The sequence below is a fragment of the Mesorhizobium kamtschaticum genome, from assembly GCF_056174585.1.
The window spans coordinates 1,862,647-1,878,871 of record NZ_CM149691.1; the positions used below are offsets into that span (position 1 = coordinate 1,862,647).

Consider the following 16,225-nt stretch of genomic DNA (forward strand, 5'->3'; position numbering starts at 1 on the left):
CGAACCGGCGTGTCGTTCATCCAAACCCGAAGTCACCTTTGGGCGACACGCATCAAAGCCGGCTGTCGTCGTCACACAGAGTTCATCGACCGGACATAGCGTCTTTTCCAGTTCTTGCTGCAGTGCAATAGGAGTGGGACATGGTGGACATAATTTCCAGTGAGGCGGGGATTCCGAGGCCGGATCATCCGCTGGATAGTTCGGGCAGCGCCAAGTGGTTCCTGCCGGCCTTCGGCGTGCTGGTGCTGGTCGGCGTGGTCTATGTCGGCTACGCGCTGAGCCAGGACCTGGCGGTGGCCGAGACCGTGCCGTGGATCCTGCTCGGCATCGCCTTGCTGATCGCGCTCGGCTTCGAATTCGTCAACGGTTTCCACGACACCGCCAATGCGGTGGCGACCGTCATCTACACGCGCTCCCTGCCGGCCGAATTCGCCGTCATGTGGTCCGGCGCCTTCAATTTCCTCGGCGTTCTCACCTCCAGCGGCGCGGTCGCCTTCGGCATCCTGTCGCTGCTGCCGGTCGAGCTGATCCTCCAGGTCGGCTCCTCCTCCGGCTTTGCCATGGTGTTCGCGCTGCTGGTCGCCGCCATTCTGTGGAACCTCGGTACCTGGTTCCTCGGCCTGCCGGCCTCGAGCTCGCATACGATGGTCGGCTCGATCATCGGCGTCGGTCTCGCCAACCAGTTCATGGCACCGGCCGGCAGCGCCACCAGTGGCGTCGACTGGTCGCAGGCGACCAATGTCGGCGTAACCTTGCTGGTGTCGCCGATCATCGGCTTCTTTGCCGCGGCGATCCTGCTCTATGCGATGAAACTTCTCGTTCGCAATCCGGCGCTTTACGAAGCACCGAAGGGCAATGCCCCGCCGCCCTGGTGGATCCGCGCTTTGCTGATCTTCACCTGCACCGGCGTCAGCTTCGCGCATGGTTCCAACGATGGACAGAAAGGCATGGGCCTGATCATGCTGATCCTGATCGGCGTCGTGCCGACGGCCTATGCACTGAACCGTACGCCCGACATCAACTATCTCGAAGCCTACAAGTCGGCTTCGGTCAGCGTCGAGACCGCGTTGGGCAAATACGTCAAACCCGGTGTTACCATTGCCGATGCCAAGGCCGCCAAAGCAGCCGTCCAGGATGCCGTGCGCACCCGGACCTGGAGCGACCAGACGACGGTTGCGCTGCAGACCTACATCCACAACACGACCGCTTCGCTGCAGCCTTATGCATCGGTCGACAATGTGCCGACCGATCTGGTCAGCAACGCCCGCAACGACATCTACCTGATCGGCGAGGCGCTCAAGCTGATCGACAAGAAGCAGTTGCTGCCGATGGAGGCCGCCGATCTCAAGGCGGTGACCGACTATCACAAGGCCGTCGACAATGCGACGAAGTTTATCCCGATCTGGGTGAAGGTCGCGGTTGCGCTGGCGCTTGGCCTCGGCACCATGGTCGGCTGGAAACGCATCGTCGTGACCGTCGGCGAGAAGATCGGCAAGAGCCACCTGACCTATGGCCAGGGTGCGGCGGCCGAACTCGTCGCCATGGTGACCATCGGCATGGCCGACCGGCTCGGTCTGCCGGTGTCGACAACCCATGTGCTGTCGTCGGGCGTTGCCGGAACGATGGCCGCCAATGGCTCGGGCCTGCAATGGGCGACGGTGCGCAACCTGCTGCTGGCCTGGGTGCTGACCCTGCCGTGCTCGATCACGCTCGCCTTCGTGCTGTTCATCATCTTCCGCCAGGTGTTCTGAGCGGAGCAGGCACTTTCAGAAAAAGGCAGCGCCGGTGATCGGCGCTGCCTTTTTCTTTTAGCGGGCACTGTGTTCAGGGGTGGATTTCTGGGAGGTATTCGCGTTTGTATTGACGCGGAACACGCCTACGAGATTGGCGCGAAACGCCTAACGCTTCGTCATCCTGGGGCGGAGCAAGGAGCGCAGCGACGCGGCGCAGACCCCAGGATCCATGCCGGGACTCTTGAGCGTTGCTGCGGTGCAGAATTCTGCTCCGCTGCAGCCTTCGGCTGAGGTCGCGGCATGGATCCTTGGGTCTTCGCTCCGCTTCGCGTCGCTGCGCCCAAGGATGACGACGTCAGGAGGCTCAGGTCGGATCCTCGCGATGCAGATCGTGGATGGCAACGCCATCGACATTGGTCGGCATCGTCAGCCATTTGCGGTGACGCAAGGTGCGCTGCGTGTCTTCCAGGCCTGTTTCCCAATGCTCGCGCATCGAGGTGCCGGAGAACTCGTAGTCCTTGGCGTGACCTTCATAGCCCTTGTGCTGGTAGATGAGGTGCACGATGTTGACGATGCCGGCATCCGAATAGTCGGCGATCAGCGCTTCTTCCGCCGGCGTCAGCTGCTCCTTCGGCACGCGCTTCAGCGCATCGAGCAGGCGCATCTTCAGGCTATGGATGCGCTTGAAATTGTCGGTGTTCTGGCGCGTGCGGCTGGAATACATGATGTCCTTGTGACGCGACAGCACGTCCGGCATGCTGCGCGGCAGCACGCCACGGGCGCTGAACAGGTCGACCTGGAACACCAACGATGAACGGTCCTCGTCCTGGTCGAGCAGATATTGCAGCGGCGTGTTGGAGACGATGCCGCCGTCCCAGTAATATTCGCCTTCGATGCGGACCGACGGGAAGGCCGGCGGCAGCGCGCCGCTGGCCATGATGTGCTCGGGTCCGATGCGGACCTTCTCGGTATCGAAATAGACGAAATTGCCGGTGCGGACGTTGACCGCGCCGACGCTCAGCCGCTTCTTGCCGTCGTTCAGGACGTCGAAATCGATCAGGCTCTCCAGCGTGTCCTTCAGTTCAGCGGTGTCGTAGAAGCTGGTCGCACCCTCGGCGCCCTGCGGCTCGAGCCAGGGATTGGGGTTGCGCGGCTTGAAGAAGCCGGGCTGGCCCATTGTCATCGTCATCCATGAGGACGTACGGTTGCGGATGTCGCGGTAAATGTCGCCTTCAGGCGTGTAGGACCAGATCTTGCGACCCGAGATGGTCTGCCAGAACTGTTCGAGGCGCTGCAGGCGACGGCTCGGCTCATTGCCGGCGATGATCGAGGCATTGATGGCGCCGATCGAGACGCCCGACAGCCAGCTCGGCTCGCAACCGGCATCGGCCAGCGCCTGGTAGACGCCGGCCTGATAGGCGCCGAGCGCGCCGCCACCCTGGAACACCAGGGCGATGCGGTCATACTGCGCCGAGATCTCCTCGATCGTGGCTGCGGCTTCCTTGTTTCGGTTGCGTTCAAGCACGAATTTTCTCCGGCTGGGTTGTGCTGGTTGTGAGCCGGCTGTGATCACTGAGATAGTCGTGGACGACCTCGCCCAAGCCAAGCGTCAGGTCGGCTTTGAAGTGGACGGCGGAGACGATGTCGAGCACCGGCAGCTTCGCCACGTCGGCCATGACGTGGGGCCGAAGGTCGAGGGCGGCCGGCGCCGTCCAGGCTTCCTTCAGCGTGATGTCGGTGAGGTAGTAGCGCACCAGCTCGCAGATGCGCGGCGTGCCGTCGACATGCGGGATGATCTTGATGAGGAAATTGGGAGCGGCGAGTGCTGCGAGCACGGAATCGTGATCGGCTTCCCGGTGCTTGTAGCCCATCGTGCCGGTGGCGCATAGGACGCTGCCATAGTGCAGCGTGCCGACGATCACCTCGCCTTCATGGACGATCTTGGGATTGGCCAGCTTCTTGGGAAACCCCCAGAGCTCGCGGCCGCCCGCGATCGGCGCGTCGTCGTCGAGATACATCGAATGGACGTAGCCGCCATGCTGGCCCTTGTACTTCACCGGGATGACCTGGCCGGTCTCGGTGTAGTCGCCGAAGCCCGTGGAGTCCGGCATGCGGATGAATTCGTATTTGACCAGCGGCTCGTCGATCTCCAGCGGCGCCGGCACCACGGCTTCGAGCGCCTCGCGCGTCGTGCGGTAGGTGATGATGATGTATTCGCGATCGAAGAAACGATAGGGCCCGGGCGGGAAAGACGGATTGGTCAGCGGCATCGCATAGGCGCGCTTCACGACATCGGCGATTTCCAAGCTGCACCCCCAAGGTTTTGTCAGGCGAAGGTTTGTTGGGCGAATTTCGTTCAGGAATGACGGCGCGAATGCGCAAGCAATTATGTTGCACGGCACCATGACAATGCCGTGTCAGCCTGACGACCGTGGTTTCTCAGGGGACTAGGTCATAGACCCATAAAGGGGATTCCCAAAACGTGCGATGAATGATTCAACCTTCGTAGTTGAGGAGGTTTGATATGGCACGTTTTGATCTGACGGATTTCGAGTGGTCGACTATCGAACCGTTGTTGCCAAACAAGGTGCGCGGGGTAGCGCGGGTTGATGATCGGCGGGTTTTGAACGGCATCTTCTGGCGGCTTCGGACTGGAGCGCCATGGGCAGACATCCCGGCACGCTACGGGCCGCACACGACCTGCGTCAACCGCTTCAACCGATGGCGTCGAGCGGGTGTCTGGGACCGGCTTCTGGATGCCGTTTCAAAGGCTTACGATGGGGACATCCAAATGATCGACTCGTCCTCGATCCGCGTCCATCAGCATGGTGCAAACGCCCAAAAAAGATGGCCGATCCCGTTGCGTGGGTCGCTCGCGGGGCGGCCTGACGACCAAGATCCATGCGCTCGTTGACGCCGAGGGACTACCGATCGCCCTCAAGCTGACCGAGGGACAAGCCCATGACGGCCGCAGCGCCCGGGAGATGTTGGGCGGTTTGGGCGACGGCCAAATTCTGCTTGCTGACCGCGCCTATGACGCAGACGAATTGCGCGCCAGCCTCAAGCAACGCGGCGCTTGGGCTAACATCAAGCCGATGCCGAACCGCAAAAATATCCCCGCATTCAGCCCGTGGCTATATCGCTTTCGAAACCTCGTCGAACGCTTCTTCAACAAACTCAAGCACTTCCGAGCCGTTGCCACACGATACGACAAGCGCGACGATAACTTCCTTGCAAGCGTCAAACTCGCTTCTTTTCGTATCTGGTGCCGATTTAATGAGTCTATGGCCTAGAGCCATGCCGGCGCTGTCGTCTGGCTGTAATCGCATCGACACATGGCTCTGTCATTGTCATGTTGCGACGCACAATTATATCCTCTCATTCCCCTCCCACCTCTCGCGAGATCACCATGGGTTCCCTGTCTTCGAAGAATGCCCTCGTCACCGGCTCGACCAGCGGTATCGGCCTGGCCATCGCCCGCGCCTTCGCCGCCGAAGGCGCCAACGTCACCATCAATGGTCTTGGCGATGCTGCTGCCATCGAGCAGGAGCGCGCCGGCATCGAGAAGGACTTTGGCGTCAAGTGCCGCTATTCCGATGCCAACATGATGGATGGCGCGGCAGTGAGCGCCATGGTGCATGACGCCGAGGCGGCGTTCGGCAGCCTCGACATCCTGGTCAACAATGCCGGCATCCAGCATGTCGCGCCGATCGAGGAGTTTCCCGACGACAAGTGGGAAGCCATCATCCGCATCAATCTCTTGGCGGCCTTCTATGCCATCAAGGCGGTGGTGCCGGGCATGAAGGCACGCAAATGGGGCCGCATCATCAACACGGCTTCCGCGCATGCGCTGGTCGCCTCGCCGTTCAAGTCGGCCTATGTGTCGGCCAAGCACGGCATTGCCGGCCTGACCAAGACGGTGGCGCTGGAAGTCGCGCAGGACGGCATCACCGTCAACGCGATCGCGCCGGGCTATGTCTGGACGCCGCTGGTCGAAAAGCAGATCCCCGACACGATGAAGGCGCGCGGCATGACCGAAGAGCAGGTCAAGCACGACGTGCTTCTGGCTGCACAGCCGACGAAGGGATCCGTCACCGTCGAGGAACTTGCGGCGCTGACGCTATTCCTGTGTTCGGATTCCGCCAGGCAGATCACCGGTACGACTTTACCGATGGATGGCGGCTGGACGGCACAGTAGTCCGGCCTCTGGCTCTGTTGTCGCGATTGCATGTGGACGCGACAGTTTCGGGATAGCGGCGATCAACTCGCGGGTATAGGCCTGCTGCGGCCGGTCCAGAACGTCTTGCGTGTTGCCATACTCAACCAGCTTGCCGTGCTGCATGACCGCAACGTGTTCACAGAGATAGCGCACCACGCCCAGGTCGTGGGAAATCAGGATCAGCGTCAGCGACAATTCGCGGCGCAGCCGCGCAAAGAGGTCGAGGACCTGGGCCTGGATGGTGACGTCCAGAGCGGAGGTGACTTCATCGGCGATCAGAATCTCCGGCTCCAGCGCCAGGGCTCTTGCGATGCCGACGCGTTGGCGCTGGCCGCCGGAAAGTTGCGTGGTGCGACGGTCCAGCAGCTGAGGAGGCAGTTCCACTTTCTCCATCAGCTCGCGAATCCGTGCCGGAATTTCCCGCTGCGGGCAAATATTCTGTTGCAGCAGTGGTTCGGCCAGGGTCCGTGCAACGGTAAAGGCCGGATTGAGGGACATGAACGGGTCCTGAAACACCATCTGCAGTTTGCGGACCTGTTCCGGCCGGCGCCTTGCGAGCGCACGATCGAGCGATTGGCCGTCCACCTCGATCTCTCCTTGTTGCGGCTGCACCAGGCCGGCAATGGCCCGGGCGATGGTGCTCTTGCCGGAACCGGACTCGCCGACAATCCCGAGTGCACCGCCGCGGCGCAGCGCCAACGAAACATTGTCGACCGCGCGCACGATCTGTAGCGGCTTACGCGTCGCCCAGGCCGCAAGGCTCTGCCCCGGATGGAAGTTGACGCACAGGTTTTTCACCAGGAGATGCGGTTGCGCCGCCACGGGACAGGGGTGCGTGGTTGGCTTCATCAGCGAGGGTTGGGAAGCGATCAAGCGCTTCGTATAGTCATGCGCTGGTTCACGCAGGATCTGGTCCACCGACCCGATCTCCAGCACGGCACCGTCCTTCATGACGACGACGCGGTCGCACATTTCCGCGATCACGCCAAGGTCGTGAGAGACCAGAATGATCGACAGCTTGCGTTCGCGCCGGATGCCGCGAAGCAGCTCGAGTATCTGAGCCTGCACCGTGACATCAAGCGCTGTGGTAGGCTCGTCGGCAATCAGCAGTTTCGGTTCGCAGGCAAGGGCCGCCGCGATCATCACACGCTGACGCATGCCACCCGACAGCTCGTGTGGATAGGCACCCGCCCGCCTGGTCGCGTCCTTGATATGCATGTCTTCCAGCAAGCCGACCGCCCGCGCATTGGCCTGTCGCCAGGATATGCCCTGATGGACCACCATCGCCTCGCCGACCTGGCGTCCGACCGTCATGATCGGATCGAGATGCGTCGACGGATTCTGGAAGATCATCGCCGCTTGCCCGCCACGCAGCCGACCCAGCTCGACATCCTTCATGGTGAGGACATCACTGCCCTCGAACATGATCCGGCCCGACTTCACCAGCGCGTTACCGGCAATCAGCTTCAGGATGGCCCTGCAAGCCACCGTCTTGCCGGAGCCAGATTCACCGACGATTCCAAGGACCTCGCCTTCCTTCAACGAAAAGCTGACGCCGCGCAGGGCTTGGACATCGCCAAAATTGGTGGCGAAGTCGATGGTGAGGTTCTCGACGCTGACGAGGTCGCTCATCTCAGGATTCCGTGTTCAAGAGGCGGGCGAGACCATCAGCGGTCAACGAGAGGCCCAGCGCCAGAAGGCAGATGGCGATGCCTGGAAAGATCGCAATCCACCAGGCGGTGGTCAGGTAGGTCTGCCCGTCGGCGATCATGGCACCCCATTCCGGTGTCGGCGGTTGTACGCCGAGGCCGAGAAAGCCCAGTGACGACCCAAGCACGATGGCCAGCACGGCATCGGTCATGACGAAGACGATCGATGGGACGATGGCATTTGGCAGGATGTGGAACAGCATGATGCGCGAATGGCCAAAACCCATGCCGCGCGCCGCGAGCACGAAATCGGCGCCGCGCAGCACCAGCGCCTGGCTCCGCACCAGCCGTGCATAGCTGACCCAGTTCACCAAGGTGAGCGAGATGAAGTAGCTCTTGAGGCCCGGCCCCAGCACGGCAACGATGGCGATCACGAGGACGAAATAGGGAAATGATACCGTGACCTCGAGGATGCGCATCAGCACCGCATCGATCCTGCCGCCCAGATAGCCGGCGACAAGGCCGATGATCGTTCCCAGGATGATGGGCCCGACCACGCCGAAGAAGGCCATGGCGAGATCATAGCGCGCGGCAAACAGCGTCCGCGCCAGGACATCGCGGCCGATGGCGTCGGTGCCAAACCAATGCTCGGCGCCAGGTGGTTTCAGCGCCTGCATCACATCGACCTTGATCGGGTCGAAGCTGGTCAGCACCGGTGCCAGTACGGCCAGTATGATCCAGGCCAGGGTAATGGCGCCGCCAAGGACCAGGGTTGCCGGCAGCGTTCGAATTCGCGCCATGGCCAAGGGGCCGCTGCCCCGCATCACATCGCTCACAATTTCACCCGTGGATCGAGAATGGCGGTCAAGATGTCGACGGCAAAATTCGAAATGACAACACCGACGGCCAGCAACAGGGCCACTGCCTGGACAACGAACTGGTCGTGCGTGAGAACGCCGCGGATGAGCAGATTGCCCAGCCCTGGAATGTTGAAGACATTTTCGACAACGACCGTTCCGCCGATCAGGAAGGCGACGACGACGCCCAGCAGATTGACCGTCGGCAGCAGGGAATTCCAGAACACATGCCGGGAAAAGATGTAGCTCTCAGGCAGGCCCTTGGAGCGGCAGGCGATCGCGTAGTCCTTGTCCATCTGCTGAATGAAGGTCGCGCGCAGATTGCGGGCGAGGATCGGCGTCACCCCGATGCCGATCGTCAGGGCCGGCAGGAACAGATGCCACAGATTGTTGGCAAAGGTTGGTCCGTATCCCGATACCGGGAAAATCTTCAGCCGCAGGCAGAAGCCCATGATCAGCAGCAGGCCGACAAAGTAGGAAGGCACACCGACGCCCGCGACGCAGACGAGACGGATGAGATGGTCGATCCACCGCCCGCGTTGCCGGGCAGCGGTGACCGCGAGTGCGAATGTCAACAGCAGCGAGATGACGAGGCCATAAAGGATCAAGAAAACCGTTGGCGCGATCCGTGCCACGACGACGCCGCTGACCGGGCCTCGAAAGGCAATCGACTGGCCGAAATCGCCGCGCAGGCAATTCAGCACATAATAGAAATACTGCACGGGCACGGGCTGATCGAGACCGTATCGCGCCCGCACGAATTCAATCGCCTCCGGGCTGGCCTTGGGGCCAAGCATGAGGCGAACCGGGTCGCCGGGCGTCATTTGCAGCAGCAGGAAGGTGATCACACTGATACCCACCAGCACGGGTATCAACTGTATCGGCCGCCTGAGCACGAAGGAGAATCGGGTCATGTCGGAATCCTGGTGTCAAATCGATGCGAGGCATGGACGAACTGCTTCGTCCCGCCCCGCATCCTGTGCCGATCAATCCAGGCTGGTTCCGCCGATGGACGAGAACTGCAGGCCGACGTTCAGGGTCAGTCCCTTTACGCTCGGAGCGTAGGCGTTGAGCCACGTCGGGTGATAGAGCGCGACCTGCGCCACTTCATCGACCACGGTCTTCTGGATCTGGGCATAGAGCTCAGCCCGTTTGGCATTGTCCGCCTCGCCCGAGGCTTCATCGATCAGCTTGTTGACCGTCTCGTTGTTGTAGCGGGTGTAATAGGATTTGTTGTCGCCCGCGCCCCAGACGCACCAGCGCAATGCGTTGTCCGGGTCTCGCGTCTCGTTGTACCACCAGTTCATTTCCGCCTGATATTCGCCGTCGGCGAGGCGGGTCCAGGCCTGAGTCGAGTCGATCTTGGCGATGTTGACGGTGATGCCGACTTCCGCCAACTGCGCCTGGATCAGCACGGCGGCCTTTTCCTCGTCGGCACTTCCGGCATTCTGGATCAATTCGAAACTGGCTCCGGGCTTGCCGGATTCGGCCAGCAGGGCCTTGGCCTTGTCGACGTCCCGGGCAATGACCGGCAGCGATTTGTCGAAGAAATCGAGCGCCGGGCTCATGATGGAACTGGCCGGTGTGCCGAGACCCAGCGTCACCGCGGCATTGATCGCGGCGCGGTCGATGCCATAGCTGACAGCCTGGCGGAATTTGAGGTCATTGAAGGGTTCGGCCGAATGGTTGACCAGCATGTCGTAGGTGGTGCTCGACGGTTCAGGGTCGGCCCGGAAGCCGGCGGCCTTCAATTCGGCCATGCGCGGGGCTGGAACTCCGAGGCAGACATCAAGCTCGCCCGCCTGCAGCATCGAGACCCTTGTGTTGTCGTCCGGGACATAGCGGAATTCGACGCCGTCGATCTTCGGTTCGCCTTCGCGGTAATAGTGTTCGTTGCGGCCAAGGACGACGCGGTCGCCCGGCTTCAACTCGACGAATTTGAATGGCCCTGATGTGACTGGCGCCTTGGCGAAAGCGTCGTCTCCCATTTTCTCGACCGCTGCCTTCGGCACGATGCCGGTATTCCAGATTTCGGTCAGCGTCAGGAAGGGCGTGAATTTGCGATCGAGCGTCATCACCACTGTCTTGGCATCTTTTGCCTCGATCTTGGTCAGGGGCTGGAACGGCGCTGCATAAGCGGAGTCCTTCTGGAAGCGCATGCGGTTCCAGCTGAACGCCACATCCTCGGCCGTAATCGGCGACCCATCGGAAAATTTGGCCTCGCGCAGGTGGAAGGTATAGGTCTTGCCGTCATCCGCGATGTCCCAGCTCTCGGCAAGGCCCGGGCCGACTTCGGTGCGATCGGGATTGGCATGCAGCAGGCGTGCATACATCATGCCCTGGATGAGGATATCGGCTCCATAGGTGGTCTTGATCGGGTCCAGGGTGAGAACCTCGGCCCCATAGGCCATGCGCAGGACCTTGTTGCCGTCAGCATTGGCTCGAAGCAATGTCGCCGGCAATGTCGCGATGCTGAAGCCGGCAAGTGCCGCGCTCTTGAGGAATACTCTGCGGTCCATGACAATCTCCCATTGTGTTGATGATGTTCCCTGGGCAATCCATGCTTGTTGGTTCAAGCAGCCTTGTTGGTTGAAGCGGCCTTGGTTAGTTCAAGCAGTCTTGGGTGACGTGGGTGGGTGGTTTGCGCTGGTGCCAGGCGTATTCGGCCTCGAGCACCGCACCTAGCCGCAGCAGCAGGTCGTCGCGCCCGAATGCGGCGACAAACTGCACTCCGATCGGCAGGCCGTTTTGCGTCCAGCCGAGCGGCAGGGATATCGCCGGCGACCCGGTGCCGTTGAAGAGCGCACTGAAAGTCTCCTTTGGCGCCAGATCGGCAAACACCGTGTCGATGTCGCGGCCAGGACGATCCGGATTGTGCGTGCCGATGAGTTCCGGCGAGATCGGACAAGTCGGGGTCACCAGCACATCATGCACGGCCAGGAATTCACCGACTGTCCGCGTGATCTGGTCATAGACAGCGAGAGCCGCGATCAAGCTCGCCGCATCGAGCGTTTGGCCATGACGGTAGACGGCCAGTGTCGTCTGCTGCAGGCAGGCCTCTTCGAGCGGCCGCCGCAGCAAGCCCGCCAACGCGTCGAGTGACTGCGCCGTGGAGGCAGCCCAGATCACTTTCTGTGCCGCCAGGTAGCACTCGTAGTCGAACACGGGGCCGGCCTCGACGACCTTGTAGCCGAGTTGCTCCAGCCTCTTGCCGACGTCGAGGACCGCCGCCTTCACCTCGGCGTCGAGCGGATAGCCGGACCAAGACGTTGTGCACAGGGCGACACGCAAAGCCTTGGGCGGCGATGTGATCGCCTGGGCATAGCTGGTGGTTGGATGGACGATCTCATAGCTGTCGCCGGGAAGCGCACCAGACCCGAGATCAAGCAAAGCCGCCGTGTCCCGGATCGAGCGTGTCAGCATGAATGAAATGGCGAGGCCCAGCATTGGCGCATTCGATTCCGGCGCGCCGCTAATCCGGCCACGGGACGGCTTCAGGCCAACGACACCACAAAAGGCGGCGGGGGTGCGAATGGAGCCACCGCCATCGGCGCCTTGCGCGAAGGGAACGATGCCGGCGGCAACGGCCGCGGCCGCGCCGCCGCTCGATCCTGAAACACCCCGGCTGGTATCCCAGGGGTTGCGCGTCGCACCGTAGAGCGAGGATTCAGTCGCCGCCGCGATGCCGAATTCCGACGTGGTCGTGCGCCCGATATTGGCAAGGCCGCCGGATCGCATTTTCACCCAGAAGGCGTGATCGTCGCCCGAGGTGAAGCCCTTGGCGAAAACGCTGCCGAACTCCCCCGGCCGGCCGGCTTCAATGGGGAAATCCTTGGTCAATGTCGGCATGCCGTAGAAAGGTGCCGGTCCGGGAACTTGGCCAAGTGCTTCGATCGCATCGGAATAGGTTTCGATCACGGCATTGAGCTGCGGATTGACCGCGGCGATCCCCGAAAGGATGCAGCTTCCCAACTCGCGCGGCGTGATTTCCCGCTTGCGCAGGAGCTCGGCCAGGCCGAGGCCGTCATGGGCGGCGTATTCCGTCAACTTCATGCGCTTGCCGTCCACGAATCCAGCAACGGGTGATGAACAGTCATTCTTCGCCTTCGTCCTCCTTGATGTGCCGCGCTACGCGCCGCGGCGGTTTGTGAAAGGTCCGCAGGATGCCGGCGATATCCTCCAGCTCATTCATCCTTGTCTCAGCCGATTTGCCGAGTTTCTCGGCGACGGAATGCGTCAGCAGGTTCAGCACCGAACTAATCGCGGCCGTCGAATCCCAGTACAGGTCGACGCGTGTCGATACTTCGAGCGCGAGCTTTGTGTATTCAGATGCCCAATGACTGTATTTGTCGGTGACGATGATCAGCGGAATCTTGCGACGCTTGATCTGAGCGCAAAGCCGAAAGCTCATCGCCGCGTATTCGGCCGTATCGATCAGCAGGACGCAGGAATTCTCGCCGCTGTCGGTGAGGATTTCCGAGAACGTGCCGCCCAAGCCTTCGGCAAAGCGGACACCGCCCCGCACCCAGCGCAGACGTGTCGCGAAATCGAGCCCCAATCCCTTCACTGCCTGGAAGCTCACGCAGTTCACGCGGTCGCAGGTGCTGAGCAGGTGGACGATTTCAGACCACATCTCGCCATGGGCCAGGCCATAGGCCGCGGTCAGGGCCTGTTGCTCCATCTCCAGGCTGCGAGCCAACCGCTCCTGCTTCTCGCCGCCGATGCGAAACCGCAGCTCAGCACTATCGAGGCCCGGGCCCGCGGCTTTCGGCGCCGAGCGCAGGCCACGCTTCATTTCCTTGAGGTCGGTGTAGCCGAGACGCCGCACGAAACGGGTGACGCTTGCCTCGCTCACACCAGCGCCGGCGGCAATGGTGGCGCCCGTTTCAAAGGGAATGTCATGGGTGTTGGCGAGAAGGTATCGCGCGATTGCCTGCTCGGTCCGGGCGAAATCCAGCCAGCCCTCGCGCAACCTGGCTTCCAGCGCACTGGCCACCTCAGTCCCGCCAGGCACAGCCTTCTTGCTAGCCGCCTTCGTCTTCATCGACCGCAACGTCCCATGACAAGATTGTTTCGGGCAGACCGGAAATGCCACCCAAGGAAGCGCACTTCATTTCCAGCTACGGATGCGACGCTAGCACGCGAAAACGCGTTGTGAAAGATAAATTTTATAATTTAATATTACGGTACTTTTATTTCATGGCCGGCCAGGTTGCGGCACCGGCGCGGCTCCTGTGTTCGGGTTCAGCCAAGCAGATCACCAGCCCGACCTTGTCGATGGACGGCGGCTCGACTGCACAGTAGAGGGGGTAGTGTCCAAGCGTTCCATTTGTCCGCCGGTGCCGCCAGGCGCCAACGGGAAAACACTGCGGTCAGGTCCATGAAAATCATCCAGCTCTCCGATCCGCATCTGATGACGCCAGGTGGCCTTCTCTATGGCTCTGATCCCCTGGCAAGGCTGGAGGCCTGCCTTGCCGACATCGGCAAGAACCATGCTGACGCCGATCTGGTGGTGATATCAGGCGACCTGACCAATGACGGCGAGCGTGCCGCCTATGCGGCATTGCGGGAAAGGCTGGCGCAATTTTCTCCACCATGCCGGCTGATGCTCGGCAACCATGACGACCGGGCGTTGTTTTTCGAGATGTTCCCGGAGGCCGCCGCCGAGCGCGGGTTCGTCCAGAGCGTGTTCGACGGCAGCGAGGGCCGCCTGATCCTGCTCGACACGCTGGACAGCGGCCATGTCGAGGGCAGGCTGTGCGCGGCGCGCCTCGAATGGCTGGACGAAAAGCTCAGGGAAGCGCGCGGCCCGGCCTTCCTCTTCATGCATCACCCGCCGTTCCGGATACACATGCCGGTGCTTGACGAGGTAAGGCTCGCCGATGCCGATGCCTTCCATGAGGTGCTGTCGCGCCATGGCAATGTCCGCCACATCTTCGCTGGACATGTCCATCGGCCGATCGCCGGCAGCTGGCGCGGCATACCGGTCAGCACGCTGCGCAGCACCAACCATCAGACCGCGCTCGATTTCTCGCAGAGCTGGAGCCTGGGCCACGAGCCGCCCGCCTATGCCGTGATCTTCATCGACGCGGATGGGGTGATCGTGCATTTCCATGATTTTCCGGTGCCGCCGGTGGCGGATCGAGTCCTGTAGAGTTCCCGATTCCGAGAAGGCTTCGGCTGTCGTGACGCGGCGAACGTAGCGACCGATCGAGCGAGGCCGCGCATCTCCCGTGCGCCAAGGATCATATCCCGGCGATCGCTTCTCCGCGCGCGCCTGCCCGTTGCCGCCCTTCACGATGTTTTTGGCGCATATCCGGTCTCCGCGAAAGGGCGCCAAAAAGCACATGAAATTGGACATTAGTCTTGACAGAAATACAGATGTTCAATACCCGTCAAGCGAATGAACAAGCCTGCAATGTGGGAGGAATGAGCGGTATGGCTTCCAATGTTTCGTTGACGGGCCTTGCCCGCGATCTCGAGGAACGCGGCAAGTCGGGCAAGCCCATCCGCATCGGCCTGATCGGCTCCGGCGAGATGGGAACCGACATCGTCACCCGCGTCGCCCATATGTCCGGCATCGAGATCGGCGCGATCTCGGAACTGAACCTGCCGGCGGCCAGCAAGGCGGTAGACATCGCCTTCCAGGAAACCGGGCATACGCGCGAAGTGTCGAACGCCTCGGCGATGACGGCTGCCATGGAGGCCGGCAAGGTCGCGGTGACCAACGACGCCAGCCTGGTCATCAACAATGATCTGATCGACGTGGTGATCGACGCGACCGGCGTTCCCGCCGTCGGTGCCGAGATCGGCTTGCGCGCCATGGAGCATGGCAAGCATCTGGTGATGATGAATGTCGAGGCCGACGTCACCATCGGCGCCTACCTCAAGGCCGAAGCCGACCGGCTCGGCGTCACCTATTCGCTCGGCGCCGGCGACGAGCCGTCCTCCTGCATGGAACTGATCGAATTCGTCTCGGCGATGGGCCATCCGATCGTCGCCGCCGGCAAGGGCAAGAACAACCCGCTCAACATCGACGCCACCCCGCCCGCCTATGAGGAAGAGGCCAGGCGCCGGCACATGAATGTGCGCATGCTGGTCGAATTCGTCGACGGCTCGAAGACCATGGTCGAGATGGCGGCGATCGCCAACGCCACCGGGCTGGTGCCCGACAAGGCCGGCATGCATGGCCCGGCCGCGACGCTCGGCGAACTGAACAAGGTGCTGGTGCCGCAGAAGGATGGCGGCGTGCTGTCGAAGGTCGGCGTCGTCGACTATTCGATCGGCAAGGGCGTTGCGCCCGGCGTCTTCGTCGTCGCCGACATGTCGCATCCGCGCATTTCGGAGCGCATGGAAGATCTGAAGATGGGCAAGGGCCCGTACTTCACCTTCCATCGCCCCTATCACCTGACGTCGCTCGAAGTGCCGCTGACTTGCGCGCGCGTCGTGCTCTACGGCAAGGCCGACATGGTGCCGCTGGCAAAGCCGGTGGCTGAGGTCGCTGCGGTGGCCAAGAAGGACATGCAGCCCGGCGAGAAGCTCGATGCGATCGGCGAATATTGCTACCGCGCCTGGATCATGACGGCGCCGGAAGCGCATGCCGCCAAGGCCATCCCTTGCGGCCTGCTGCAAGGCGGCTCGGTCACCGCGCCGATCAAGAAGGGCGAGCTCATCACCTATGCCAATGCCGCTCCGGCGCCGGGCTCCAAGATCGCCGAACTGCGTGCCCGCCAGGACAAACTCGTCTACGGAACCGTGGGAGCCTGA

General features: G+C 62.0%; 13 protein-coding genes. 5 read left to right on the forward strand and 8 right to left on the reverse strand.

Annotated features, from left to right (window positions below):
• Positions 1–140 precede the first annotated feature (140 nt).
• Complete coding sequence (locus AC0V7N_RS09150) at positions 141–1,751, forward strand: inorganic phosphate transporter (RefSeq protein ID WP_496627800.1); 1,611 nt, start codon at positions 141–143, stop codon at positions 1,749–1,751.
• A 346-nt stretch (positions 1,752–2,097) separates the two neighbouring features.
• Here the strand turns inward: AC0V7N_RS09150 and AC0V7N_RS09155 are convergent, their stop codons facing one another.
• Both AC0V7N_RS09155 and AC0V7N_RS09160 read right to left on the reverse strand, forming a co-directional pair.
• Complete coding sequence (locus tag AC0V7N_RS09155; RefSeq protein WP_475456619.1) at positions 2,098–3,258, reverse strand: patatin-like phospholipase family protein; 1,161 nt, start codon at positions 3,256–3,258, stop codon at positions 2,098–2,100.
• Positions 3,251–4,039, reverse strand: coding sequence for an acetoacetate decarboxylase (locus tag AC0V7N_RS09160; protein ID WP_096458017.1), 789 nt, complete (start codon positions 4,037–4,039; stop codon positions 3,251–3,253). Before AC0V7N_RS09160 ends, AC0V7N_RS09155 begins: the two co-directional genes overlap by 8 nt.
• A 218-nt stretch (positions 4,040–4,257) precedes the next feature.
• Here AC0V7N_RS09160 and AC0V7N_RS09165 point away from each other — a divergent pair.
• A protein-coding gene (locus AC0V7N_RS09165) for an IS5 family transposase (RefSeq protein ID WP_496627801.1) occupies positions 4,258–5,026 on the forward strand; the annotation gives its coding sequence in 2 pieces (ribosomal slippage) (positions 4,258–4,566 and positions 4,568–5,026; 768 coding nt in all).
• Positions 5,027–5,142: 116 nt separating this feature from the next.
• Positions 5,143–5,931, forward strand: coding sequence for a 3-hydroxybutyrate dehydrogenase (locus AC0V7N_RS09170; RefSeq protein WP_496627802.1), 789 nt, complete (start codon positions 5,143–5,145; stop codon positions 5,929–5,931).
• Here AC0V7N_RS09170 and AC0V7N_RS09175 read toward each other — a convergent pair.
• From AC0V7N_RS09175 to AC0V7N_RS09200, 6 genes are all read right to left on the reverse strand, one after another.
• Complete coding sequence (locus AC0V7N_RS09175; protein ID WP_475456621.1) at positions 5,899–7,584, reverse strand: dipeptide ABC transporter ATP-binding protein; 1,686 nt, start codon at positions 7,582–7,584, stop codon at positions 5,899–5,901. The two genes, AC0V7N_RS09170 and AC0V7N_RS09175, sit on opposite strands and share 33 nt — an antisense overlap.
• Before the next feature lies 1 nt (position 7,585).
• A complete protein-coding gene (locus AC0V7N_RS09180; RefSeq protein WP_475456623.1) occupies positions 7,586–8,401 on the reverse strand; it encodes an ABC transporter permease in 816 nt (271 codons plus the stop codon).
• A gap of 32 nt (positions 8,402–8,433) precedes the next feature.
• Positions 8,434–9,372: an ABC transporter permease gene (locus AC0V7N_RS09185; protein WP_475456625.1), complete on the reverse strand. Its 939-nt coding sequence runs from the start codon at positions 9,370–9,372 to the stop codon at positions 8,434–8,436.
• A gap of 72 nt (positions 9,373–9,444) precedes the next feature.
• Entirely contained in the window at positions 9,445–10,977 is a 1,533-nt protein-coding gene (locus AC0V7N_RS09190) for an ABC transporter substrate-binding protein (protein ID WP_475456627.1), read from the reverse strand.
• Positions 10,978–11,062: 85 nt separating this feature from the next.
• Positions 11,063–12,511 (reverse strand): amidase, encoded by a 1,449-nt coding sequence (locus AC0V7N_RS09195; RefSeq protein ID WP_475456629.1) that lies wholly within the window; start codon positions 12,509–12,511, stop codon positions 11,063–11,065.
• Positions 12,512–12,551: 40 nt separating this feature from the next.
• A complete protein-coding gene (locus AC0V7N_RS09200) occupies positions 12,552–13,502 on the reverse strand; it encodes a MurR/RpiR family transcriptional regulator (RefSeq protein ID WP_475456631.1) in 951 nt (316 codons plus the stop codon).
• 336 nt (positions 13,503–13,838) lie between these two features.
• On the opposite strand from AC0V7N_RS09200, the gene AC0V7N_RS09205 reads away from it, so the two are divergent.
• The gene (locus tag AC0V7N_RS09205; protein WP_475456633.1) at positions 13,839–14,612 is read left to right on the forward strand and encodes a phosphodiesterase; all 774 of its coding nucleotides are present in this window, start codon (positions 13,839–13,841) and stop codon (positions 14,610–14,612) included.
• Between the two features lie 284 nt (positions 14,613–14,896).
• Positions 14,897–16,225 (forward strand): NAD(P)H-dependent oxidoreductase, encoded by a 1,329-nt coding sequence (locus AC0V7N_RS09210; RefSeq protein WP_475456635.1) that lies wholly within the window; start codon positions 14,897–14,899, stop codon positions 16,223–16,225.